We start from the raw sequence: 23,254 nt of genomic DNA on the forward strand, positions 1-23,254 counted from the left end.
GGACTTGAAGTGTTTTTACCGTGGAACAGAGAACGCGATCACGTAATCCCCCTTTTCCTTGGAAGCAGAGGTGCCACCTGCGCTGATGACTACAAACTGTCTGCCGTTCTTTTGGGAGATGTACGTCATCGGATTGGCTTCCGCGCCTACTGGCAGCCGACCTTTCCACAGCTCCTTGCCGGTGCGTACGTCAAACGCCCGAATATAGAAGTCTTGCGAAGCTGCGATAAACACCACTCCGGTCGAAGTGGTCAGCGGTCCACCACGAGTAGGCATACCAACAGGCATCGGCAAGCGGGTGGCTATCCCCAGCGGCCCGGTATCTTCGGTTGTCCCAAGCGGCATTGACCAGGCAACCTTGCGCGTTGCCAGGTCGATCGCGCTGATCGTTCCGTAGGGCGGCTCCTGACAAGGAACGCCCAGTGGTGACATGAAGCGCCCCATCGCAATACCCCAGGGGGTACCCGCCTGTGGAGCGTTCCCCTCATGCCCGCCACCTGCTACGCCCGTTTCATCGTAGGTCTTGCGGGGGATCATGCGGCTCCAGGTGGCCACTCGTGTATCGTTCACGATCAGATAGCCCAGGTTTTCGGCAATGGAAACCGATCCCCAATTCATTCCGCCCAGCCAGCTCGGATACTGGAGCGTCAGGCGTTCGCTGGGAGGTGTGAATTCGCCCTCATAGCGGGCCTTGCGAAAATCGATGCGACAGATCAACTGATCGATAGGTGTCAGCCCCCACATGCGTTTTTCGCTAAGCGGCTCGGTTCCGATCGCCGGCATTCCTACAGAATACGGCTGGGTGGGTGAACTGCGATCATCAGTGACGCCGCCTTGTGGCACTGGGCGCTCGTCCACGTCGGCTATAGGGGTGCCGGTTCGACGATCGAGCATGAAGATCTGTCCACGCTTGGTCGTCTGGATCAACGCGGGCAAGAACCCGCCGTTTCCGTCCGGCACATCGTATAAAGCGGGCTGAGAAGGCACATCGTAGTCCCAACGGTCGTGATGCACCGTCTGGAAGTGCCAGCGCTCCCGCCCTGTAGCGAGGTCCAGCGCGACAATGGACGAGGAATAACGGTCGTCGGCCGCAGTTCTCTGACCGCCCCAGAAATCAGGCGTCGCATTGCCCGTGGGCAGATAGATCAGGCCCAGAGCGTCGTCAAAAGCGGGTGTCGACCACACGTTAGGCGTTCCCGGCGTATAACTCTGGCCCTCAGGGGGCTCGCGGGTTATCGCTGGGTTGCCGAGATCCCAGGCCCATACCAGCGCACCTGTGCTGACGTTGAACGCGCGTACGACACCGGACGGCTCTCCGGTTTTCTGGTTGTCCCACACCAGTCCACCGACAACGACCAGGTCCCGTACGACGGTAGGCGCTGCTGTCGGGAAATAGAGCTCCTGATCAGGACTCCCAATACCGGTGCGCAGGCTTACGCTGCCGTGATCTCCAAAGTCAGTGCACGTTTCGCCTGTTTGGGCGTCTACGGCGATCAGGCGAGCATCGACGGTGGTTGCGATTATGCGACGTGCGCACGCGGTTGCCGGTGCATTGGTACTTGCAGCCGTCGTCTGCGCTGTTGCGTCGTGATACCCCACGCCACGGCAGCGTGGATAAACATTGTTGGTTTGCACCTGCGGATTATGACGCCAGATCTCTTTCCCACTGTCGTCATCCAGAGCGAACAACTGGCTGGACTGGGTGCAGCCATACAGCACGCCGTTGACATGGAGCGGTGTCACTACATGCCCCTCATTGCTGGCTTTGGGTATTTCTCCCGTCCGATACGTCCAGGCGATCTCCAGGTCAGAAACGTTCTGCGGGGTGATCTTGTCGAGCGCGGCATGCCGGGTGCCTGACGGGGTACGTCCGAAATGACGCCAATCGGTAGCAGGCTCCAGGGTGCCAACTGCCTTTCCTGGCACTGGACTGGGTACGCCCTCGGCTGTCTGAATCGGCTGCGGTTGCAGTGCTGTGTAAAACGTACCTGCCAGCGCCACCGCAACGACCAAAGCTCCGATGTAGGAGAAACTGACAGCTGAAGGTTTGATGCCGGAAGGCAGTTTTGGTATTGCGAGCAAAACCAGCAGAGCCAGCGTTGCCAGTGCGAATAGTCGGGAAAACAATGGCCAGAAGGCGAAACCAACTTCCCATAACGCCCATGCTACAGACGCAACGAACACAGCCAGATAGAGCAGTGCACCGGGTAAGCGGCGACGGATGAGAAGCAGCCCCGCAACCGTCATGCCCAAGCCTGCCAAGGCAAAGTACCAGGAGCCGCCCAGAGTAATGAGGTAACCGCCCGCGGTGAGCATGAACAGCCCAGGCAACAGCGTAATGACACCTAGTGCAATCAGCAGCGCATGGGTTGTCCTGGATTGATTCGTTTCCGGCATGGGTTACTTCCTTGATGCTTTACAGGGGCGGCAGTTCGCGACTGACTGGGTGCGTGCGGGGATGCGGGCAGAAGGTGTCACCGCATGATGAAACCACCATCGACAGAGATGGACTGGCCAGTGACGTAGCTGGAAGAGGTGCTGCTCAACCAGCGGACCGCGTCTGCAATTTCTTCAGGTCGGCCATGGCGGCCCATGGGCACAGCTTTAGTCATGCCCTCCATGGCCTCCCCCTGGCCCAAGGCAACCATCTGATCGACCATTGGCGTCCAGATCAGCCCTGGGCAAACCGCATTGACGCGAATGCCGCGCGAGGCATATTCCAACGCTGCGCTTTTGGTCAGGCCGATGACGCCGTGTTTGGCAGCATGGTAGGTCGCTCGCTCGGCACCGCCGACCAGGCCGCCCAGTGAGGAACAATTCACGATGGCTCCACTGCCCTGCCCGCGCATGTACTCCAGTTCGAATTTCATGTACGCCCAGACACCCCGAAGGTTGACGGACATCACCCGGTCATAATCCTCGACAGTCGCGTCTGCTGTCTCAGCCAGGATGTTTTGAATACCCGCATTGTTGAAGGCGATGCCCAGGCGGCCGAAGTGGGCGACCGTTTCTTTCACCATGGGCTCGACTTCATCGTTATTGGCAACGTTGCAGCGAATGGCGATGGCCTGGTGACCTGTGGCAACAAGCGCCTCGGCATGGCTATGTGCGGCGTCGCCATTGATGTCTACAAGGGCGACCGCCGCGCCGGCTCGGGCGAATGCCTTGGCAGTCGCCAAGCCAATCCCGGAAGCTGCGCCGGTGACCAGCGCAACTTTGTTCTCAAACGAAAAGCTCATCGAACGATTCCTCAGTTTCGAGAATGAGGGCCGCCCTGCAAGTGATACCTGCAGGAGGTTTATGTCCGGTCAAGCTAAACATAAGGGAAGGCTCTGAATACCGGCAAAAAGCGGGATGTTCTGCTGAGCAACGCTCATCAATTGCTCTGGATACAGGATCAACACGGCCCGTAGGGAAACATTGGGGAAAGAAGATTAATGAGCCGTGCTCATCGGATCATTGTGGCTTTTGCCGGTAGTCCCGGTAAACATACTCATTTAGCGTGTCGCTTCGACTGACTATGGAGCAGGAACTCGCTATGAGAGTACTGATCAAGGCCTCTTCACTGGCCGTTATGATGTGCACCGCCCTCTCTGCACATAGCGCGGAAATACCGAAAGATCAGGCCATGGAGATTGCCAGAAATGGCGAGCAGGCTTCGATCATGGGAGCACCTGCCAACTTTATCGGGAACGCGCGCATCGATCCGCTCTTCGCAGCCCGCGCGCCCTCAACAGTTTCAGCGGGTGCCGTTACTTTTCAGCCAGGTGCCAGATCAGCCTGGCACACTCATCCAAACGGCCAGACTCTGATAGTTACTTCAGGTACCGGTTGGGTGCAGCAAGTAGGCGGCGAAAAGATTGCGATCAAGCCGGGTGACGTCATCTGGACGCCGCCTGGCGTCAAGCATTGGCATGGCGCTACGGCTACAACCGGCATGACTCACATCGCCGTACAGGAAGCTGTAGACGGGAAAAATGTCGAATGGATGGAGCCGGTGACCGAAGCGCAATATGGAGCATTGCGATGAGCCTGCGCAAAGCTGGTCTCGCTTGCCTGACCCTCTTGATAGCGGCCTGCTCGACTCCGGACCGAATTACCACTGCAACTGTTCCTGTTGTGCCAACGCTGGACGACATCCGAGCGGTATCTCCGGCGTTGGCTCACAATACCGAGTTCACTCTGGTGGGTGAGGTGTGGAAACGTCCGGGCCTGTCCCCACGCGACCGCAGTCTCGTTACGTTGGCAGTACTGATTTCCAAGCAGCAAACGGTGGAGCTCGTCCATCATCTGAATCTGGCGCTGGACAATGGCGTCAAGCCTTCGGAGATTTCAGAAGCCATTAACCACTTGGCGTTCTACACAGGTTGGGGTAACGCCACTGCAAGCATCCTGATCACCAAGGATGTCTTTGCCAAGCGCGGTATCACCGCCAATCAATTACCGCCTACCTCACCCTCACTACTCCCGATCGATCAAGTTTCCGAGAAGGTTCGTACTGCGTTCGTTGACAAGAACGTCGGCCCTGTTTCGCCAGGCCTCGTCCATTACACCAGCGCCTCACTGTTCCATGACTTGTGGCTTCGCCCGGACTTGGCACCCCGTGACCGCAGCATGATCACGGTCAGCGCGCTCATCGCCACCGGACAGGTTGCGCAACTTGCGGCGCACCTTAATCGAGCCATGGACAACGGCCTAACCCAGGACCAAGCCTCAGAAATACTGACACAACTGGCGTTCTACACCGGCTGGCCCAACGTGTTTACAGCGGTGCCGGTGGTGAGTGAAGTATTCATCAGTCGACAGAAGGCTGGAGGGAACCGGTAACAGTGTTCACATGGCTGGCCTTCGATGAAGATGAACGAGCGTTACTCGCCCATCGGATGAATTTCTCGGATGAGATCGATCAGCAAGCGAAGGCCTGTCGGCAGTTGCCGGTGACTGGCAAAGTACATGTGAAAACCCGGTGCCACGCTAGCCCAGTCATCGAGGACGGTGACAACCTCACCGCGCTCTATGAGGGAACGTATGGTAGGCTCAGGTGCATACATCAATCCTGCACCATTGCGCACAAGGGACAACCCCACACGAGTCTCATCGATTGTGATCGGGCCCGGCACCGCAACCGAAAGTCGTTCAAGGCCTTTCTCAAATTCCCATTCGTAGATAGCGCCGGTACCCAAGCGAATACGCAGGCAACGATGGTCGTGTAGATCATTGGGATGTTGCGGCGTACCGAACCGCTTCAGGTATTCCGGAGTGCCGGCAACTACCCAGCGAATGTCAGGCGACAGGCGCTGGGCGATCATGTCCTGCGGAACTGTCCCGCCATAACGAATACCCGCATCATGGCCTCCGCCGATGACATCGACGATGAGATTTGTCACCGTGAGATCCACCTGTATCTCCGGATATCGCTCGTTGAAGATTGGCAGCACGGGCCCCAGCAGAAGGTCGGCTGCATCGCTGAGAAGGTTGAGACGGATATGGCCTGTGGGTTCATCTCTGAACTTGTTCAGGATCTCCATCGCTTCATCAATTTCCCTCATCGGGTTGCAGATCACCTGATGCAGCTTCTCCCCTGCAGCGGTCAGTGTGACGCTTCGGGTAGTACGGTTCAGTAGTCGAACCCCAATCCGCGCTTCCAGCCCTTTGATGGCGTGGCTTAGCGCTGAAGCACTGATGCCAACTTCCTTGCCTGCCCGGTTGAAACTTTGATGCCGGGCAATGGCCAGGAAATAAACGAAATCTGCAAGGTTTGCGCGACTGACACTCATGAGAATTTCTACACCTGCTGATCTGCCATTGAAGCCGGGTTGCAAAGCGCAGTTTACTAATCGCAGGCCAGCGAATTGATGAGTATTATTCACTTCTTATTTGCAGCCATTTCATTAATCTTCGTCAGATTGAAGGACATCCGTTTACCGACTGCATAACTCAAAGCAAGCTGGCTTGAAAGCGATCGGCGATCAGTACGGAATGCAACAACTTCAGACATCGTTGGAGTGGACTGTATTGAAAGGATTGGGCTGTAGGCACCCGTAATTCAAACCGGATCCGCGGCTCACATTGGCGCTAATTGGCGCGTAGGGCTGCAATGACCAGCCTGACGGCGAGCGAAGACTGGCGCCGGGTCGCGTAGTAGGCGTGGTGTCCTGTAAAGGTCGGATACCAGTCCTCAAGAACCCAGCTCAACCGACCTGCTTGCACTTCTGATTCAGCCAGCAATTTCGGGAGGTACGCCAGACCAAACCCTTTCAAAGCCGCATCCAGCATTTGATAAGAGTTGTTGAACACCAGCTGGCCGCTGACCTTAACATCAATGTGCTCATTACCCTTGGTCAGCTCCCAAGGCATAAGCACGTCCTTGGTGGGCAATCTCAGATTGATACAGTTGTGCTGGGTGAGGTCTGAGGGCTTTTTTGGAGCAGGTCTTCTATGGAGATATGCAGGTGAGCCAACAACCGCCAAGGTCTCATCTGGCGCGATGCGCACTGCAATCATGTCTTTCTCTACCTGATCCCCCAAACGAACGCCGATATCGAAGCGCTCTGCCACGATGTTCAACAAGCCGTAGTTATTGATGAGCTCGATATGAAGCTCAGGATGCTCACTGAGAAGGCCTTGGAGTTTTGGCCATACATACTGGTTGGCTGCGTAATCAGTAGCGGAGATACGCACGGTTCCTACTGGCTTCTCCCGTAGCTCGGCTACAGCCAATAATTCCGCTTCTATCTCCTCCAGCTTGGGTGCGACCGAATCCAGCAGCCGCTGCCCAGCCTCGGTGGTAGACACGCTCCTTGTCGTACGCGTGAGCAGTAACATTCCAAGGTTTGTCTCTAACGCGTTCACGGTTCTGCTCAGCGAGGACTGCGAAACCCCCAGCTGAGCGGCTGCTTTTGTAAAGCTTCGCTCGCGCGCTACCGTAAGAAGCGCAACAAGGTGATTGAGATCGGGAGCGGTCATTTATCCACCAGCGCATGAGTGTATGCACATTCTGCCGCCTAGTACTTAGATCATGGAAGCTCTAACGTTGTTTCCTACGGCGTTCAAATGGCCCGCAGCTGGGTCAGGCCCTAATGAATTAGAGTGTTTTCCATGAGTAGTTCAGATCAAACGATCATCCGTAGCGGTAGCAAGCCATCTATCCAAGGACCTGAAAACTGGTTCACCGGCTCCGTACGTATCGATTACATGTTTCAAGCAGCAGCGCCTGGGCGAGCTACTGGCGCGATCGTGACGTTCGAGCCATCCGCGCGGACTCACTGGCACGCCCACCCTCTGGGTCAAACGCTGGTCGTGCTGACCGGTGTAGGCTGGACCCAGTGCGAAGGGGGCCCACGAACTGAAATACGTGCCGGTGACGTCGTGTCCTGCGCATGTGGCAAGCGGCACTGGCATGGTGCTGCCGAGACGACCGCGATGTCACATTTCGCTGTCACTGAAACACTCGATGGCAAGAACACTGATTGGATGGAGCCGGTGACTGACGACCAATACTTGAGCGGCCCGCTCGTTACCGAGTGAAAATCGGATCAGAGTAAGATGGCATGTCTGGCATGTCTGGCATGTTTTGCGGATCATGCCTCTCAGACTGGTTGAGGGATTGAGGCCGGGTTGGAACAGTGCTAGGGGCATACCGCGTGTGCAGCTGCTCCCTGGAGCCTCGCCCTTGGGCCTAGGTGCTTGGAGCCTTTCCAGGCTGCGCCATCGGCACGTGCAATCGATAAACCTTCGCGGCCGTGCCGTGGAACAGCGCAGCCTTCTCATCGACCGAGGCCAACCGGACGATGTACTTCAGAGCGTTCCACAGCGGCATGAAGCCTGCGGAGCGACCAACATCGGTGACAGGTTTGCCTTTCTCGGTCACTTGCTTGACCGCTTCGATCTTGAATTCTTCGGGGAACGCTGACGATTCATGGTACCTCCCATTTTGGGCCTTATTATGAGGCTTGGAAGTGTCTAGTAAACTGGGAGCGATTCACTTCTGGTAGTTAGCATAACCGTCCCGATATTACTCCCAGAGCAAGGGGCCGACCGCCTCAGATGAATCAATAGGCTGTGATAGAGCGCTGCGGACAGCATCAGCGATATCCGTGGAGCAATCTGCAAACCCTTGCTGATAACGCTCCAGTAGAGGCTTCTGATAAGACCGCATAACCACATTGAGCCGTACCTTTAATAGGTCACCATCTGGACGACCGCAGGCCAACAACCTTCCCACACGGCCCATTGCGCGGTGATACATCGGCTCAAGTTCAGCCCAATTAGGCATCTCCTTGCTACAAAGCTCAAGCTCCCTAACCGCAGATCGTATTCGCTTCCTCTCCAATTTGGTGAGTCTAGGAGAGCTGTTGAAGACGCTCAATCCTGTGACTGTGACCGGCTGGAAGGTATGGCCTTCTGCCTGAAGACCCTGTCCACGTACGCGCATGTGAAGCTTGCTCCGCTTCTGATGACACCCTTTGGTAGCTAGCATCCCAGTAATAGTTGAAATAATACTTGAAAGCTTGTCCGACGTAGGCTCACGAGCACAGGAGATGGTAATGTCGTCGGCAAACCGAGAGTAATTAAATCCTGCCTCCAAAAGATCTTTCACTATCTTCGGCTCTACATCCCAAAATACTAAGTTTGCGATGTAGCCGCTGGTGCTGGCCCCTTGAGGCGTACTTCCATCTCGAGTACACAGCGACGACAATAATGCCCCTACATTTGCTCCAAATCCGAATAGCCCTTGGAACATGGCGTCCACATGGCTCTTTGAGATAGAAGGGTAGAAATTCTTAATGTCTTGGAGAATGACGAATCTTGCACCAGCATGTACAGCAGCATTACTGTGTATACTTCTTGGAGAATTTTTGTCTTTTATTCCCCCATGCAGATACGCTGGAAATTTCGCTTTCGACAGCACTTTATCAACGATTTTTCGCTGAACCCGCTTAAGCGGCTCATGGGCGTCGTAAGTATCACGCGTTTCCCGAGGCTGGCCAGGCTTGACCTTCTTTTCTTGGGGCACGTAGCGATACATGCGGTCCGCACGAATTGCAAGCCTTTCGAGCAACTGCTTACTTTCACCAAGCGCCAACGACAACGCTCTGATGCTGTGGATTGGCTTATACGGATAAACAGGAGCTTCCATCTTTCATCCCTGAACGACGAAAGGCCGATAGCAAATATCAGCCCCTTTAGAATTCGAATGATGTGGTTTGCTGCGTCATGAGGTTAACACCTCAAAGAGTTTGACCGCTTTATCGCAGGCAAGCTCCCAGTACTCTACCCTGTTCTCCCAGACATCCATAAGGGCTTGGCGAATAACAAAAGCCTCGATTATTTCGCGGAAGCGTTTGGTACTCTTGCCCTTCCCTCCTTCAGTCTTTGAGTCCTGATTGCTGACTGTAACGCGAGTGTCTTGGTTATTGTGCTGTTTCAGCTCAGTCATACGACGAGCCGCTTTCTTTAAACGCAACATGGTTTTAGCTCCTGGTGGTGGGAATTACCGCCGCCAAAGCATTCCGGGCCGAATGGAACTACCAAGACACCACTACAAACCACAGTTCTGCTTGTCGATATTGATTTATCAAGATCGATAAGCCGCCGCCACGTACTGCTCCACGTCACCTCATGTTGCACCATCAACGAATAGTGAAGCACCCAGCTAGCCCTTAAGTCCGCAGTGCTCAGAGCGAACGATATGCGAAACCTTAGGACAGCGGGACTTCACGTCCGCGCATAGATACGACGTGAGGAACGGGTCGTTGTGGGGAGTTAAGCCTTGACGAACATCAAAGCTAGTCGGTTACCCGACCACCAACTGCAAGCCCAGAGAATATGACCATGTTTAAAGAGCACTTGGGCGGTACACCCAACAACCCATTTATAACCGGTACCGAACGGATATGCAAATAAAAAGATGTCCTTATGCCACCAATCAGCCGAGAGTATGGTGAACGTTTCGCCTAAGCGTGAATAAGTATGCCACCCCTCACCTTGAGGTGGCGTTGCAAGCCTGGGACTTCAACATCTCAGCATACAACCACCTCTCAATAGGCAGTTGATGTCTACGTACAATCCAAAAACGAAAAAGCCCCGCAGACCTTAATCTGCGGGGCTTCTCGATGTATGGCGGAGAGATAGGGATTTGAACCCTAGGTACTGTTGCCAGTACAACGGATTTCGAATCCGTCCCGTTCGGCCACTCCGGCATCTCTCCAATGGCGCGCATGATAGCAGCAGTTTGGCCTCAGGCGAAGCCCTTGGGTGAAAAAAACCGCGTGCTATCAGGCGTTTGCGTGCGCGCTTCGCTTAGAGCGGTACGCCCAAGCGTTGGGCGACTTCTTCGTAGGCTTCGATCACGTCGCCCAGGCCCTGGCGGAAGCGGTCCTTGTCCATTTTCTTGCGGGTGGCTTTGTCCCACAGGCGGCAGCCATCGGGGCTAAACTCGTCGCCCAGCACGATCTGGCCATGAAATACGCCAAATTCCAGCTTGAAGTCCACCAGCAGCAAGCCGGCGTCGTCGAACAGCTTGGTCAATACGTCATTGACCTTCAGCGACAGCGTTTTCATCTGCGCCAGTTGCTCGGCGGTGCCCCACCCGAAGGCCACGACGTGGGATTCGTTGATAAAGGGGTCACCCATGGCGTCATTCTTGAGGAACAACTCGAAGGTGTAGGGTTCCAGCTTGATGCCCTCCTCCACGCCCAGGCGCTTGACCAGGCTGCCAGCGGCGTAGTTACGCACCACGCACTCGACCGGGATCATGTCCAGCTTCTTCACCAGGCATTCGTTGTCGCCCAGCAGGCGGTCGAACTGGGTGGGCGCACCGGCTTCTTCGAGCTTTTGCATGATGAAGGCGTTGAACTTGTTGTTCACCATGCCTTTGCGATCGAGCTGCTCGATCCGCTTGCCGTCGAACGCCGAGGTGTCATTGCGAAACAGCAGGACCAGGCGGTCGGCGTCATCGGTTGTGTACACCGACTTGGCCTTGCCACGGTAGAGTTCTTCGCGCTTTTCCATGAGGGGCTCCGCTAAAAAATAAATACGCTAGGGCTGTGTATGTAAGGGGTATGTCGTACAAAGCCTAGGCAATCTCGCGCCAATCCAAGCCGGAGGCTTGGTCCGCCAGTTGCAGCCAGGCCGGGTCGCACCCCAGGGTATCGACGAAGCACTGCCGGGCACGCTCGGGCAAGTTGTTCTTTTGGCTGAGGTGGGCCAGCACCAAATGCTGCAGGCCTTGCCACCCTAGCTCCGCCACCAGGCCGGCGGCCTGATGGTTGTTCAAATGGCCGTGATCCCCGCCTACTCGTTGCTTGAGGTAGTAGGGGTATGGCCCATACGCCAGCAGGTCACGGCAGTGGTTGGACTCGATCACCAGTGCATCCAGGCCACTGTAGTGGTTCATGATGCGCGGGCACCAGGAGCCTAAGTCCGTGAGCTGGCCGAAGCTGCGCTTGCCGTCGCTGAACACGAAATGCGTGGGCTCCCGGGCATCATGAGCGACTTGCACCACCCGCACTTGTAGCGCGCCGATGTCGAAGGTGTCCCCACACTTCACCACCCGCGCTGCTACCACGGGCTTGCGCAGGCCGCTACGCGTGCCTTCGCTCATGTACACCGGCACGTTGTAGCGCCGGGCCATCAGCTCTATGCCATGCACATGGTCGGCGTGCTCATGGGTGATCAACACGGCCTTGAGCTGGGCAGGGTGAACGCCCAGCAAGGCCATGCGCCGTTCGGTTTCGCGCAGCGAGAAGCCACAGTCCACCAGTACCAGCGTGCTACCGCTGGAAACGAGCGTGCCATTCCCTTGGCTGCCGCTTCCCAAGAGGGCGAAGCGCACGTTAGCCCAGGTTGTCCTGAATCACACTCAACACCCGCCGCGCCACATCAGCGGGAGCCACGGTGTTGATGTTCTTCTCAACGGTAACCTGCACGGCGTCGCCAACCTTGCTCAGGCGTACCTGATAACGCTCGGCGCGGGCTTCGAGTTCTTCCTTGGTGGGCTCATGGCCGAACAGGCGGCCGAAGAACCCAGGCTTGTTGTCTTCAGCGCGGCCTTTTTCAGCCAGGTTGATGTAGTACAGGCCCAGGCTGCGGTTGATGTCTTCGACCCGCCACTGGCCGCCCTGCTCCAAGGCACGGCCTACGCTGGACCAGGCACGATCCAGGTCGGCGCCCACGGAGAGGATGGGGTTGCCGCTGCCGTCTTCGGTCATGGCCACCTGACCTGGGGCGTCGAAGTCCCGGGCGGCTAGCAGGGACACCGTGCCGCCTTTCTCGGCGCCACGGGTCAGGCTGGAGAGCATTTCATCCACCAGGGTGGCGTCCACCCCGCTAGTGGTACGGCCTGGGAAGCCTACGTTCTCGGTGCTGCCAGCGGGGCGCTGGGCACTGACGATGTAGATTTCGCTGGTATTGCGCTGCACGCCGGGCTCTACCCGCACTTGCAGGCGGATGTCACCGTTGGCGTCCGAGCCGCCACGCAGGCGCTGGCCCAGGTCGCTGGACAAGCTGTCGAACGGCTGCCAAGCGGTGGTGAACTCGCCGGTTTGCAGGCTTTCATGGTCGATACGGAAGCCGTTGTCCTCGAAGAACTGGCGGGCCAGTGGCCAGGCCTCGGCGGGAGGGCGCTGGGCCAGAATCCAGCGGCTGGCGGCGCTTTTTTGCAGGGTGAAATCCGTACCGCTGTCGGCGGCCACGGTCAACGGCTGCGGGCGCGGCACTTCATAGTCGCTCAGCGCGGTGTCGTCGGCCACGTTGCGCGGGATAGGCAGCAGTGGGTCGAGGCGCTTGCTGGTAGCCACGTCCTCGGGCAGGTTCATCGGCGCGGTTTGCCGGGCCTCCAGGTAGTCGTTGCCACGGTCACGGAAATAGCCGTGCTCACCCCAGAGCCAACCACAGCCACTGGTACTCGAAATAATCACAGCAAGGGCAGAAAGACCAGCCAAGCGCTTCATGCGTTGTACTTCCTCACTCAAACCAGAACGCCGGACTGGCGCAGGGCCTGCCGCAGCGGCTCTTGACAGGGTTCACTCAACCAGGTGAGCGGCAGGCGGATGCCTTGAGCCATCAGGCCCATTTCTTGTAGCGCGAACTTCACCGGGATCGGGTTGGCCTCGAGGAAGAGATTCTTGTGCAGCGGCATCAGTTGATCGTTCAGGGCACGGGCGGTGGCAGCGTCACCCTTGAGGGCGGCGGCGCACACATCGGCCATTTGCCGGGGCGCCACGTTGGCGGTGACCGAAATATTGCCCTTGCCGCCCAGCAGAATCAGCTCCACGGCAGTGGGATCGTCGCCAGAGAGCAGCATGAAGTCCCCGCTTACGCGCTCAAGGATATCCTTGGCCCGCCGGAGGTCGCCGGTAGCTTCCTTGATACCGATGATGTTGCCTACCTTCGACAAGCGCGCCACGGTTTCGGGCTGCATGTCGCAGGCGGTACGCCCAGGCACGTTGTAGAGGATCTGCGGAATGCTGACCGCCTCGGCGATGTGCTTGAAGTGCTGGTACAGGCCTTCCTGGGTCGGCTTGTTGTAGTAAGGGGTAACCAGCAGGCAGGCATCGGCGCCAGCGTTCTTGGCGTTGGTGGTGAGTTCTACCGCTTCACGGGTGGAATTGGCCCCGGTACCGGCGATGACCGGAATGCGTTTGTCGACCTGCCCAACGACCCGGCGGATGACCTCGATGTGCTCGTTGACGTCGAGGGTAGCCGATTCACCGGTGGTGCCCACGGCAACGATGGCATCGGTGCCGTTTTGAAGGTGGAAATCCACCAGCTTGCTCAGGGCGTCCCAGTCGAGATCACCCTTGGCATCCATCGGGGTGGCCAAAGCCACCATGCTGCCCGCGTACATGCAACCGCTCCTGCCGGAAAAAGAGAGCGGTAATGGTACTGGCGCCACCGACCTTGCACAAGCGACGCCATGGTTTCGAGCATTCCCACAGGCGGCGCTTTTCGCTACCCTTGACCCTTTGATCGACATGGGCGAGCGCCACCGGTGCAATCGCTCGCTGGCCAGGGGTGCCTCAGGGCGCGCCCGCCGCGAACGCCACGCCCGCCGCGGGCCTGTGTCGACCGCTCATCGCTTTAGGAAGGCTGCATGTCCACCCCACCCGTTCGCGAACAATTTCTCGTCCTCAGCGCCATGGGCCGCAACCCCATGGAGCTGACCAATGTCCTCTGCCGTGCCAGCCACGACAGTCGCTGCTCGGTGGTCACCTCACGCCTTACCCGCCACGGCGAGTACAGCGCGCTGGTGTTGCAGGTAGCCGGCAACTGGGACGCCCTGGCCCGTTTCGAAGGCGTATTGCCTGGCTTGGCCAAGCGCCATGACCTGCAGGTCGACGTGGTCCGCAGTTCTACCCTGGAAAACCGCCCGCAAGCGCTGCCGTATGTCGCTTATGTGAGCTCGGTCTACCGCTCGGACATCATCAACGAGCTGTGCCAGTTCTTCATCGACAACAATGTGGAGCTGGAGAACCTGACCTGCGACACCTACCAGGCCCCTCAGACCGGCGGCATGATGCTCAATGCCACTTTCACCGTCACGCTGCCGGCCGGCGTGCAAATCAGTTGGCTGCGCGATCAGTTCCTGGACTTCGCCGACGCCCTGAACCTGGATGCGCTGATCGAACCCTGGCGCCCGCAGAACCCGGTATAAGGAGCCTCCCATGGCCGTTGCCATCGACCAACCCGTGCCGGATTTCACTGCCCAGGCGACGGCCGGTCAGGCGATCAGCCTGTCGGCCCTGCGGGGCCGCAAGCTGGTGCTGTATTTCTACCCCAAGGACAGCACCCCCGGCTGCACTACCCAGGGCCAGGGCTTCCGCGACCTGCACGAGCAGTTCGAAGCGGCCAATACCCAGGTACTGGGTGTTTCCCGGGATGGGCTCAAGTCCCACGAGAACTTCAAGGCCAAGCAGGGGTTTACCTTCGAACTGATCAGCGACCCGAACGAAACCCTCTGTCTACTGTTCGATGTGATCAAGCTTAAAAAGCTCTATGGCAAGGAATACCTCGGCGTAGACCGCAGTACTTTTTTGATCGACGAGCAAGGTGTGTTGCGCCGAGAGTGGCGTGGGGTGAAAGTGCCTGGGCATGTGGCTGAGGTGCTCGAGGCTGCGCGGGGGTTATAACCTGCGCCCAGTTACGAGCCTTGCCGGCCCCATTCGCCAGCTTCGCTGGCGCCTACACGATGACCTGCGCACCTGCTCAACCTTTGAGGCGCAGTTCAGGGTGTAGGAGCGAGCGAAGCTCGCGAAAACTGCACCGAGAGGGGTGTTGTCAGGCGTCATGCACCCTGTTTGCTGCGCGACGGCGCGGCGCCTTGGTGGCGGGACGGCTCCTACAGGCCCTCTAGAGCAAGGGCGCCACGCCACCCTGATTGCGCGGCCAGGCTTCGAGCACCGCCTTCACTAGCGTGGCCAAGGGGATGGCAAAGAAGATCCCCCAAAAGCCCCACAGCCCGCCAAACAGCAGCACCGCGCAGATGATCGCTACCGGGTGCAGGTTAACTGCTTCGGAGAACAACAACGGCACCAGCACGTTGCCATCCAAGGCCTGGATGATGCCGTATACCACCATCAGGTAGATGAACTGGTCGCCCCAGCCCCATTGGAAAAGCGCGATCATCGCCACCGGCACCGTGACCACCACCGCGCCCACATAGGGCACCACCACGGAAATACCCACCAGCAGCGCGAGCAATGCGGAATAGTTAAGCCCCAGGGCCACGAACGCGATATAGGTCGCTACCCCGCAAATAACGATTTCGATCACCTTGCCGCGGATGTAATTGGCAATCTGCCGGTTCATCTCGTTGGCTACTCGCGTAAGCAGCACCCGCTCCCTGGGCAGGTAGCCTTTGATCCAATGGCCAATCAGCTCCCGGTCCTTCAGGAAAAAAAACACCAGGATCGGCACCAGTACGCAGTAAATCATCAGGTTGACCAGAAACGGCAGGCTCGATAGTGACAGCGTAAGCGCCCACTGGCCGAACTTGCCAATTTCTCCACGGGCCGCCTCCATGGCCGCCAGCACCTGCTCGTCGGTGACCAAATGCGGGTAGCGCTCAGGCAGCAATAGCAATAGAGATTGCCATTTGCCGAGCATGCCGGGGGCTTCGTTGAACAGGGCGATCAGTTGATGCCACAACAAAGGCACCAGCACCAGGGCGATCACGGCCAGCACGCCCATGAACAAGGTGAACACCAGCCCTACCGCCATGGCCGGGGGCATCTTCCAGCGTTCCAACCGGGCTACCAGCCCGTGCATCAGGAACGACAACACCATGGCCGCTAGCACGGGCGCAAGCATGCCGCCTACCGTTAGCACCACGGTGAAGGCCAGTACCAGTAGCAATACCAGTACCACGGCCTCCTCGTCGGAGAAATAGCGCTGGGTCCAATCCCTGAACAGCTTGTACATGCAAAGTCCTTGGCCGAAGGTCAGTGTTTGCGTAACCAGTAAGTGTAGGTCCCCGCCCGCGCCGTCTCGTTCAGCAATTCGTTACCCGAGAGTTTGGCGAAGGTGCGAAAGTCCCGCTGCGAGCCCGCATCCGTGGCCACTACCTTCAACACACTGCCGGCGGTCAGGGTATTGAGCGCCAACTTGGCCTTGAGCAAGGGGAGTGGACAATTCAGACCGCTGGCATCCACCTCGGCGTCACACTTTATTTCTTCGAGCATTGAATCCCTCACAACCTGTTGCATAAAAAATGGATGTGCCAGCCGTCATTGACGGGCAACGTCACGCAGGGCTGGTGAGCACCGGCTACCACCAAGGGTACAGAACTACCCGCCAGGCTTCAGGCAACACTTTTGGCCCTCGCCCTGCGCCGCGCCCTTGTGGCTCACCCCCTGCCATGGCTACAGTACCCTTTTGCCGCCCAGAGTTTCGTGCATGACCCTTCTGCGCCCTACGCTGTTGGCCCTGGCCTGCCTGCTTGCCGTTCCCGCCCATGGCGATGACCTGCCTTCTCTGGGCGATGCCAGCTCAGCCATCGTTTCCCCCGAACAGGAACACGATTTGGGCCGCGCCTGGTTGAGCATGTTGCGCTCTGAGGTCAAACAGCTGTCGGACGCACAGCTCAAGGACTTCGTTGAAACCAGCGTGTACCGGCTGGCCGAAAGCAGCCAGGTGCAAGACCGGCGTCTGGAATTCATCATCATCGACAGCAAGGAACTCAACGCCTTCGCCGCCCCCGGTGGCATTGTGGGGGTGAACGGGGGGCTGTTCCTGGGCGCGCAAACCGAAGGCGAATATGCCGGTGTGCTGGCCCACGAACTGGCTCACCTGTCCCAACGGCACTTCGCCCGAGGCCTGGAAGAACAACAGCGCATGCAATTGCCCATGATGGCCGCGCTCCTGGCCGGTGTGGTGATGGCCGCCGCGGGCGCGGGGGACGCAGGCATGGCCACGATCTTCGGCAGCCAGGCGGCGGCCATTCAGGGCCAGCGCGGGTTTTCTCGTCAAAACGAAGCCGAGGCAGACCGTATTGGCCTGCTCAACCTGCAAAAGGCCGGTTACGACCCGCGCAACATGCCCAACATGTTCGAGCGCCTGGCCCGGCAGTATCAGTTCGATGGCAAGCCGCCGGAGTTCTTGCTCACTCACCCGGTGACCGAATCCCGTATCGCCGATACTCGCAACCGTGCCGAACAGGCCCCGAAAGGCGGCAAGCAAGACAGTACCCTGTACCAACTGATGCGTGCCCGGGTGCAACTGATGTACGAAGAAACCCCAGGCGTGGCCGCCAAACGCTTCCGCGCCCAGCTGGACGAGAACCCCGGCCACGACGAGGCCCGCTATGGCCTGTCCATTGCCCAGATCAAAGCCGGGCAGCTCAACGAAGCCAGGGAGAACCTCAAGCCGCTGCTGGCCAAGGCGCCCAATGACCTGACTTACAACCTGGCCCAGGTAGATCTGGACATCACCAACAATCGCCTGGCCGATGCCCAGCAGCGGGTCGACCGGCTGATGACCCTGTACCCCGCCAACTACCCCTTGAACCAGGCACGGATCGACCTGCTGCTCAAACAAGGCCGCACCGCCGAAGCCGAAAAAGGCCTGGATGCCTTGCTCAAGTCCCGGCCAGAGGACCCGGACGTGTGGTACATGGTGGCCGAAACCCGTGGGCAGAATGGCAACATCATTGGCCTGCATCAGGCCCGTGCGGAATACTTCGCCCTGGTAGGCGACTTCACCCAGGCCATTCAACAGCTAGACTTCGCCAAGCGTCGCGCTGGCGACAACTTCCCGCTGGCGTCGCGGATCAACGCCCGTCAGCAAGAGCTGTCCGACCAGGAACGAAAAGTAAAAGAAATGATGCGCTGAGGGCCGTTTCGGCTTTTTTCCACGATGGGGTGGTACTTTTGCCCACGTGAGCGATCATTAGTTGATCATGTTCAAAGGAGGTACCTAATGCTAATCCGCACCCTCGCGCTCACCGCCCTGTTCGCCGCCAGCCCGCTGTACGCAGCCGACAGCGACTCGCCGCTGGCTCAGGACCGCGGTAAGGCCAGGCCGTTGCTGGTCTATGCCAAAGGCAGTGGGGACCACGCGCTGGTGGACGAAGACAAAGCCATGCAGGACCCAGGCCTCAAGCAGCGCGATGTGGTGGTGTACCGCTTGCAGGGCCTGTCGGGGGAGCGGGACGGCAAGCCGCTGGATACCCAGGCCACCATGGCATTGATCCGCGAACTGGGCCTGAACGCTGGTACCCAGGCCAAGGTAATACTGGTGGGCAAGGACGGCGAGCGTAAGCTGGAGAGCGCCGGGCCTATCAAGCTCGAAGAGATTTTCGCCACCATCGACCAGATGCCCATGGCCGAAAAAGAAGCCGCCGCGGCGGCCGCGCCGGCTCAGCCCGCCGCCGAAACCCCTAACGCCAAGGGTAAGCCGGGCAAGGCAGCCCCGTCCAAGGCCCCAGCCGGGCTGGATGACTGACCCTAGGGTTAGCGAAGGGCATCAAGGGTTGTTATCAATTGGTCGGCCACCCTCGCCGCCTCCTCGCAGGTCAAGGTGAGCGAGGGCAGCAAGCGCACCACGTTGCCCCGTGTTACGTTCAACAGCAGGCCATGGTCAGCGGCGCGTTGCGTCAGGCCACTAACGTTTTGGGTCAGTTCGATGCCGATCATCAGGCCCTTGCCTCGTACCTCGCGAACAGCGGGATGCCCGGCCAGGCCCGCGCTCAAGGTGTGCAGTAGCCAATCCCCTTGCCGCCGGGCATTGGCCAGCAGGCCTTGATCTTCGATGATATCCAGTACTGTACAGCCTACGCGGCAGGCAAAGGGATTGCCGCCGAAGGTACTGCCATGGCTGCCGGGCGTAAGCAGTTCGGCGGTACGCCCCCTGGCCAGGCAAGCGCCAATGGGAATACCGCTGGCCAGGCCCTTGGCCAAGGTAAGCACATCGGGAACTATCCCCGCCTCTGCATAAGCGAACCAATACCCCGTGCGCCCCAGGCCACTCTGTATTTCATCGAGCATCATCAACCAGTTTTGCCGGTCACACAGGGCCCGCACCCCTTGCAGGTAACCTGGGGGCGCTACCCGCACGCCCGCCTCGCCTTGCACAGGCTCCAGCAGTACAGCCACCACCTGCCCACCCTGCTGTTGAGCCACCGCGGCCAGGGCATCGAGATCGCCGAAGGGCACCCGAATGAAATCTTCGGTATAAGCCCCGAACCCCAGGCGCGCGCCTGAACAGTCACTGGCCGCCAGGGTGGCTAGGGTGCGCCCGTGGAACCCCTGTTCCATCACCACAATGCGCGGGCGCTCGATACCCCGGTACCAGCCCGCAAGCCGAGCCAGCTTCAACGCGGTTTCATTGGCTTCAGCGCCGGAATTATTGAAAAACACCGCATCCAGGCCGCTTAGGGCTGTGAGTCGGGCGGCCAGGCGCCTTTGCCAGTCGATCGCAAAATGGTTCGAGGTGTGCAGCAGCTTGCCCGCCTGATCACGAATGGCCTCTACTACGCTGGGGTGGCAATGGCCCACACTGGTTACCGCGACCCCGCCCATGGCATCAAGGTACTGCTTGCCATTGTTGTCCCAAAGGATCGCGCCCTCACCGCGCACAAAGCTGAGAGGAAGAGGTGTGTAGGTGTTCATCAGGTGAGTGATCGTCATGGCACGGGCTCCTTTCCGGTTGAGGAGTGCAGTATGGTTAGCCACTTGAACTGGATAAACATCGGCAATCTTCAATCATTTAAAACCTGGGCTTGATAATGGATGTGCTGTTGGCAATGTCGGTCTATGTGCGGGTAGTGGAAAGCGGCAGCCTGACCGCAGCCGCTCAAGCCTGTGGCTTGTCCACCACAATGGTGGGCAATCACTTGCGGGCGCTGGAGCAGCGGCTGGGGGTAAGCCTGTTGCAGCGCACCACCCGTAGGCAGCGGCTCACGGAATTTGGCGGACTGTACTACCAGCGCTGCGTGGAGGTACTGGGGCTGGTAGACGCCGCCGAGCGCCTGGCCGAACAAGCTCAGGCCGAACCGGCCGGCAGGCTGCGCATTACTGCCCCTCAAACCTTTGGCGTGGAGCGGCTGGCCCCTGCGCTGGCGGCTTACAACCAGCGTTACCCCAAAGTAACCCTGGATGTGGTGCTCACCAACCAACGGTTGGACCTGCTTGAAAGCGGCCTGGACCTGGCCATCCGCCTAGGTAACCCAGACCCCTCCAATGGCGTGATCGCGCGCCCGTTGGAGGACTACACGCTGACCATCTGCGCGGCGCCCGGTTATCTGAGCCAGCGAGGCGTGCCAACGGCGCCCATGGACCTTGAGCACCACAGCTGCCTGGCGTTCGCCTACCCGGCCGGGGACGATTGGCGATCGGTGCAGAAGGAATGGCGCCTGCAAGGCCCCGAAGGTGAAGTGGTGGTGCAAGTGAGCGGCCCCCTGACCATCAACAGCTCATCCGGCCTTCACCAAGCCGCCCTCGCCGGCCTGGGCGTGGTGATGATGCCCGACGCCTTGGTCGCCACAGACCTGGCCGAAGGTCGGCTTGTGGCGCTGTTGCAGAGTTACCGCCTGCCCCGGCGGCCGATGAACCTGCTGTACGCCAGCGACCGCTACCGCCTGCCGAAAATCCGCAGTTTCGTAGAATTCGCCCTGGCCCACTGGGGCCGGTCCGGCCCGTAGATACCCCGTCACCTTCATCGCTGTAGGTGCCAGTAGAGCTGGCGAACAGGGCGTCATAGGGTGTGCGCCGTCTCTTCGCGAGCTTGCGCTCGCTCCCACAGGCGAGCAGCGTGGTCAGGCTAGCCTGCTACGAGACAGCAGGCTTCAGATACCCTGAACTCTCCTCGCCCTGCACGATTCCAACACCATGCAGGCCCACCTCCCATCGCCTGCCCGTAAGGTATCAGGAGAGCAAACCATGCCGGACACCTGCGCCTGCCCCCAATGCAAGGCCTTGGCCCTGCCGTCATTCAGCCGTGACGGGCACTTCTTTTGTAGCCAGGCGTGCGCTGGCCGCCACCCAGACAAACAACCCTGCCCACGTTCGGATTGCTATTGCGAGCACGTAGTGCTCGAACAAGAAGAACACAGCAATGGCACGCTCGACCACCGCCCGCACGGCCATGATGCCTGTGTGGCCCAAGATTGACCCAAGGCTCTACTGCAAACGAAACTGCGCCACTGAACCACGCAACTCGCGGGTAAGGCTTTCCAACGACTGCACGTTGCCATTTGCCGCCTTGGTGGACGCTGCGCAGTCTTCAACCATATTGGCGATACGCTCGACGTTCTGCGCAACGCTGGCACTGGCCTGGCTTTGCTCGGAGGTTGAGCCCGCCACTTCCTTGACCTGCAACAGGGTAGCCGAGGCTTCGGTATTGATCTCACGCAACGCAGAAGCGGCTTGGTCAGCCAGTGCAACACTGCTTGCAACCTGAGGCGTCACCTCAGTCATGCCCTCCACCACTCGCCCGGTATCGGCTTGGATAGCGGCGATCATTTTCGTGATGTCTTCAGTGGCCAGCGCGGTGCGCTGTGCCAGGTTACGGACTTCATCGGCCACCACTGCGAACCCCCTGCCCTGCTCGCCCGCCCGAGCGGCCTCGATGGCTGCGTTCAAGGCGAGCAAATTGGTTTGGCTGGCAATGTTTTTGATGGTACTGGTGATGCTATCGATCTCGTCCGTTCGCCTGACCAAACCGGTAATCAACACCGAAGCCTCGGAGATTTGCATCGACACCTTCTGGATGGCACCGGTCATTTCGTTGACCAGGCTTTCGCCTCGGGCAGCAAGTTGCACGGAACGCTCAGAGTTACGCTCGGTTTCCTGCGCGTTATTGGAAATATGGTCAATCGTGACCGACATCTCTTCAATGGCTGCGGCAGTAAGGGTGGTGGCGTCAGAGGTATGTTGCGACGCACTGTCGATATGGTGCATTTGTTCAGTCAAGCCCGCCGTCGCGTTGCCCAACTGATCGGCGCCGTGCTGAATGCCAACGATCATCTTGCGCAAGCTGGCCTGCATGCGCGCAACCGCGCCCAACAGGCTTTCTGGCCGGTATTGACCCTCCAGCGGCCGACTCAGGTCGCCGTCGGCGATGGCACGGGCAACCTCAGCGGCATAACGGGGCTCACCGCCCAGGCTTTGGTAGATACTGCGCGACATGTGGTAAGCCAGTAGGGTCACCCCCGCGAGAATCAGCAAATCAATAGCGCCAAACTTGAACGCCAAGCTCCAATACGCGGCATTGATGTCGTCCACGTAAATGCCATAGCCCACATACCAGTTCCAGCCATCGATTTTCGTAAGCCCGTTTATTTTGGGCACTACCGCGTCCGAACCCGGGCGCTTGACCAAATCATCGAAATAGGCAAAGTGGGTGTCTTGTAAATGATCGAGGTAGTTTTGCCAGGTGGTTTTACCATTAGGCAGAACCGCGCCAGTGTCCACTTTTCCAAGCACATTAGGGTTCGGGTGTACCAGGCTCAAGGCATCGACCGTACGGGCCCACACGTAAGCAGTATTACCATCGCGCAGGCTACTCAGGGCTTCGATAGCCCTGGCCTGGGCTTCGGCCTTCGTAAGTTTGCCGCTGGTTTCCAGCCCCTTGAAGTAAGCCACTTGCTGAGCAGCCAGGTTCAATACCGAATGAATTTCCGAGCGCTTGTCTTCCAGCATCGTAGTGCGCAGCGTGGTCAAGGCAACAACTGAAATCACCGCGAGGCCTAACAGCGCGCACAGGACGATCAGCATCAAACGGCTAGCAAGTTTCATAAAGAGATTTCCCGATCAGG

24 protein-coding genes and 1 tRNA gene are annotated in these 23,254 nt (G+C 58.8%); 9 read left to right on the top strand and 16 right to left on the bottom strand.

Translation table 11 applies throughout. The features are described 5' to 3' along the window. Positions 1-15: 15 nt before the first annotated feature. Positions 16-2,397, bottom strand: coding sequence for a membrane-bound PQQ-dependent dehydrogenase, glucose/quinate/shikimate family (locus tag ACWKV4_RS10385; protein WP_483831993.1), 2,382 nt, complete (start codon positions 2,395-2,397; stop codon positions 16-18). 77 nt (positions 2,398-2,474) lie between these two features. Further along, complete coding sequence (locus ACWKV4_RS10390; RefSeq protein WP_483831994.1) at positions 2,475-3,239, bottom strand: SDR family NAD(P)-dependent oxidoreductase; 765 nt, start codon at positions 3,237-3,239, stop codon at positions 2,475-2,477. Positions 3,240-3,574: 335 nt separating this feature from the next. Here ACWKV4_RS10390 and ACWKV4_RS10395 point away from each other — a divergent pair, with 335 nt between their 5' ends. Beyond that, the gene (locus ACWKV4_RS10395; protein WP_483832121.1) at positions 3,575-4,030 is read left to right on the top strand and encodes a (R)-mandelonitrile lyase; all 456 of its coding nucleotides are present in this window, start codon (positions 3,575-3,577) and stop codon (positions 4,028-4,030) included. Continuing rightward, positions 4,027-4,827 carry a carboxymuconolactone decarboxylase family protein gene (locus ACWKV4_RS10400; protein ID WP_483831995.1) on the top strand — a complete coding sequence of 267 codons (801 nt, stop codon included), beginning with the start codon at positions 4,027-4,029 and terminating at the stop codon, positions 4,825-4,827. The genes ACWKV4_RS10395 and ACWKV4_RS10400 overlap by 4 nt, the downstream gene beginning before the upstream one ends. A 41-nt stretch (positions 4,828-4,868) precedes the next feature. Here the strand turns inward: ACWKV4_RS10400 and ACWKV4_RS10405 are convergent, their stop codons facing one another. Both ACWKV4_RS10405 and ACWKV4_RS10410 read right to left on the bottom strand, forming a co-directional pair. Continuing rightward, positions 4,869-5,777, bottom strand: coding sequence for a LysR family transcriptional regulator (locus ACWKV4_RS10405; protein WP_483831996.1), 909 nt, complete (start codon positions 5,775-5,777; stop codon positions 4,869-4,871). Positions 5,778-6,075: 298 nt separating this feature from the next. Further along, a complete protein-coding gene (locus ACWKV4_RS10410) occupies positions 6,076-6,966 on the bottom strand; it encodes a LysR family transcriptional regulator (RefSeq protein WP_483831997.1) in 891 nt (296 codons plus the stop codon). Positions 6,967-7,098: 132 nt separating this feature from the next. Between ACWKV4_RS10410 and ACWKV4_RS10415 the strand changes: the two genes are divergently transcribed. Next, positions 7,099-7,527 (top strand): (R)-mandelonitrile lyase, encoded by a 429-nt coding sequence (locus ACWKV4_RS10415; protein WP_483831998.1) that lies wholly within the window; start codon positions 7,099-7,101, stop codon positions 7,525-7,527. A gap of 151 nt (positions 7,528-7,678) precedes the next feature. Here ACWKV4_RS10415 and ACWKV4_RS10420 read toward each other — a convergent pair whose 3' ends face one another. The 8 genes from ACWKV4_RS10420 to dapA form a co-directional block, all read right to left on the bottom strand. Then, complete coding sequence (locus tag ACWKV4_RS10420; RefSeq protein ID WP_483831999.1) at positions 7,679-7,870, bottom strand: hypothetical protein; 192 nt, start codon at positions 7,868-7,870, stop codon at positions 7,679-7,681. A gap of 144 nt (positions 7,871-8,014) precedes the next feature. Next, complete coding sequence (locus tag ACWKV4_RS10425; RefSeq protein ID WP_483832000.1) at positions 8,015-9,139, bottom strand: reverse transcriptase family protein; 1,125 nt, start codon at positions 9,137-9,139, stop codon at positions 8,015-8,017. 75 nt (positions 9,140-9,214) lie between these two features. After that, on the bottom strand, positions 9,215-9,469 hold the full coding sequence (locus ACWKV4_RS10430) for a hypothetical protein (protein WP_483832001.1): 255 nt from the start codon (positions 9,467-9,469) through the stop codon (positions 9,215-9,217). A 651-nt stretch (positions 9,470-10,120) separates the two neighbouring features. After that, positions 10,121-10,210 (bottom strand) — tRNA-Ser (locus ACWKV4_RS10435). Positions 10,211-10,302: 92 nt separating this feature from the next. After that, positions 10,303-11,013 (bottom strand): phosphoribosylaminoimidazolesuccinocarboxamide synthase, encoded by a 711-nt coding sequence (gene purC / locus ACWKV4_RS10440; protein ID WP_483832002.1) that lies wholly within the window; start codon positions 11,011-11,013, stop codon positions 10,303-10,305. Positions 11,014-11,077: 64 nt separating this feature from the next. Further along, complete coding sequence (locus ACWKV4_RS10445; RefSeq protein WP_483832003.1) at positions 11,078-11,836, bottom strand: MBL fold metallo-hydrolase; 759 nt, start codon at positions 11,834-11,836, stop codon at positions 11,078-11,080. Position 11,837: 1 nt separating this feature from the next. Then, positions 11,838-12,953, bottom strand: coding sequence for an NlpB/DapX family lipoprotein (locus ACWKV4_RS10450; RefSeq protein ID WP_483832004.1), 1,116 nt, complete (start codon positions 12,951-12,953; stop codon positions 11,838-11,840). Positions 12,954-12,970: 17 nt separating this feature from the next. Beyond that, the gene (gene dapA, locus ACWKV4_RS10455; RefSeq protein ID WP_483832005.1) at positions 12,971-13,849 is read right to left on the bottom strand and encodes a 4-hydroxy-tetrahydrodipicolinate synthase; all 879 of its coding nucleotides are present in this window, start codon (positions 13,847-13,849) and stop codon (positions 12,971-12,973) included. 246 nt (positions 13,850-14,095) lie between these two features. On the opposite strand from dapA, the gene ACWKV4_RS10460 reads away from it, so the two are divergent. Further along, positions 14,096-14,656, top strand: a complete 561-nt coding sequence (locus tag ACWKV4_RS10460) for a glycine cleavage system transcriptional repressor (protein WP_483832006.1) — start codon at positions 14,096-14,098, stop codon at positions 14,654-14,656. A 10-nt stretch (positions 14,657-14,666) separates the two neighbouring features. Then, positions 14,667-15,131 carry a peroxiredoxin gene (locus ACWKV4_RS10465; protein ID WP_483832007.1) on the top strand — a complete coding sequence of 155 codons (465 nt, stop codon included), beginning with the start codon at positions 14,667-14,669 and terminating at the stop codon, positions 15,129-15,131. Between the two features lie 220 nt (positions 15,132-15,351). Here ACWKV4_RS10465 and ACWKV4_RS10470 read toward each other — a convergent pair whose 3' ends face one another. Continuing rightward, positions 15,352-16,422 carry an AI-2E family transporter gene (locus tag ACWKV4_RS10470; protein ID WP_483832008.1) on the bottom strand — a complete coding sequence of 357 codons (1,071 nt, stop codon included), beginning with the start codon at positions 16,420-16,422 and terminating at the stop codon, positions 15,352-15,354. Positions 16,423-16,442: 20 nt separating this feature from the next. Continuing rightward, on the bottom strand, positions 16,443-16,682 hold the full coding sequence (locus ACWKV4_RS10475) for a sulfurtransferase TusA family protein (RefSeq protein ID WP_483832009.1): 240 nt from the start codon (positions 16,680-16,682) through the stop codon (positions 16,443-16,445). A 214-nt stretch (positions 16,683-16,896) separates the two neighbouring features. Here ACWKV4_RS10475 and ACWKV4_RS10480 point away from each other — a divergent pair, with 214 nt between their 5' ends. Continuing rightward, a complete protein-coding gene (locus ACWKV4_RS10480; protein ID WP_483832010.1) occupies positions 16,897-18,330 on the top strand; it encodes a M48 family metalloprotease in 1,434 nt (477 codons plus the stop codon). Between the two features lie 87 nt (positions 18,331-18,417). Beyond that, entirely contained in the window at positions 18,418-18,942 is a 525-nt protein-coding gene (locus ACWKV4_RS10485) for a DUF4174 domain-containing protein (RefSeq protein ID WP_483832011.1), read from the top strand. Positions 18,943-18,950: 8 nt separating this feature from the next. On the opposite strand, the gene ACWKV4_RS10490 is transcribed toward ACWKV4_RS10485, so the two are convergent. Continuing rightward, positions 18,951-20,126: an acetylornithine/succinylornithine family transaminase gene (locus tag ACWKV4_RS10490; protein WP_483832012.1), complete on the bottom strand. Its 1,176-nt coding sequence runs from the start codon at positions 20,124-20,126 to the stop codon at positions 18,951-18,953. A 98-nt stretch (positions 20,127-20,224) separates the two neighbouring features. Here ACWKV4_RS10490 and ACWKV4_RS10495 point away from each other — a divergent pair, with 98 nt between their 5' ends. Next, positions 20,225-21,139 carry a LysR family transcriptional regulator gene (locus tag ACWKV4_RS10495; protein ID WP_483832013.1) on the top strand — a complete coding sequence of 305 codons (915 nt, stop codon included), beginning with the start codon at positions 20,225-20,227 and terminating at the stop codon, positions 21,137-21,139. A gap of 238 nt (positions 21,140-21,377) precedes the next feature. Then, positions 21,378-21,608, top strand: a complete 231-nt coding sequence (locus tag ACWKV4_RS10500) for a metallothionein family protein (RefSeq protein ID WP_483832014.1) — start codon at positions 21,378-21,380, stop codon at positions 21,606-21,608. A gap of 9 nt (positions 21,609-21,617) precedes the next feature. Here ACWKV4_RS10500 and ACWKV4_RS10505 read toward each other — a convergent pair whose 3' ends face one another. Continuing rightward, positions 21,618-23,234 (bottom strand): methyl-accepting chemotaxis protein, encoded by a 1,617-nt coding sequence (locus tag ACWKV4_RS10505; protein WP_483832015.1) that lies wholly within the window; start codon positions 23,232-23,234, stop codon positions 21,618-21,620. Positions 23,235-23,254 lie beyond the last annotated feature (20 nt).

This window comes from Pseudomonas artemisiae (assembly GCF_057128685.1).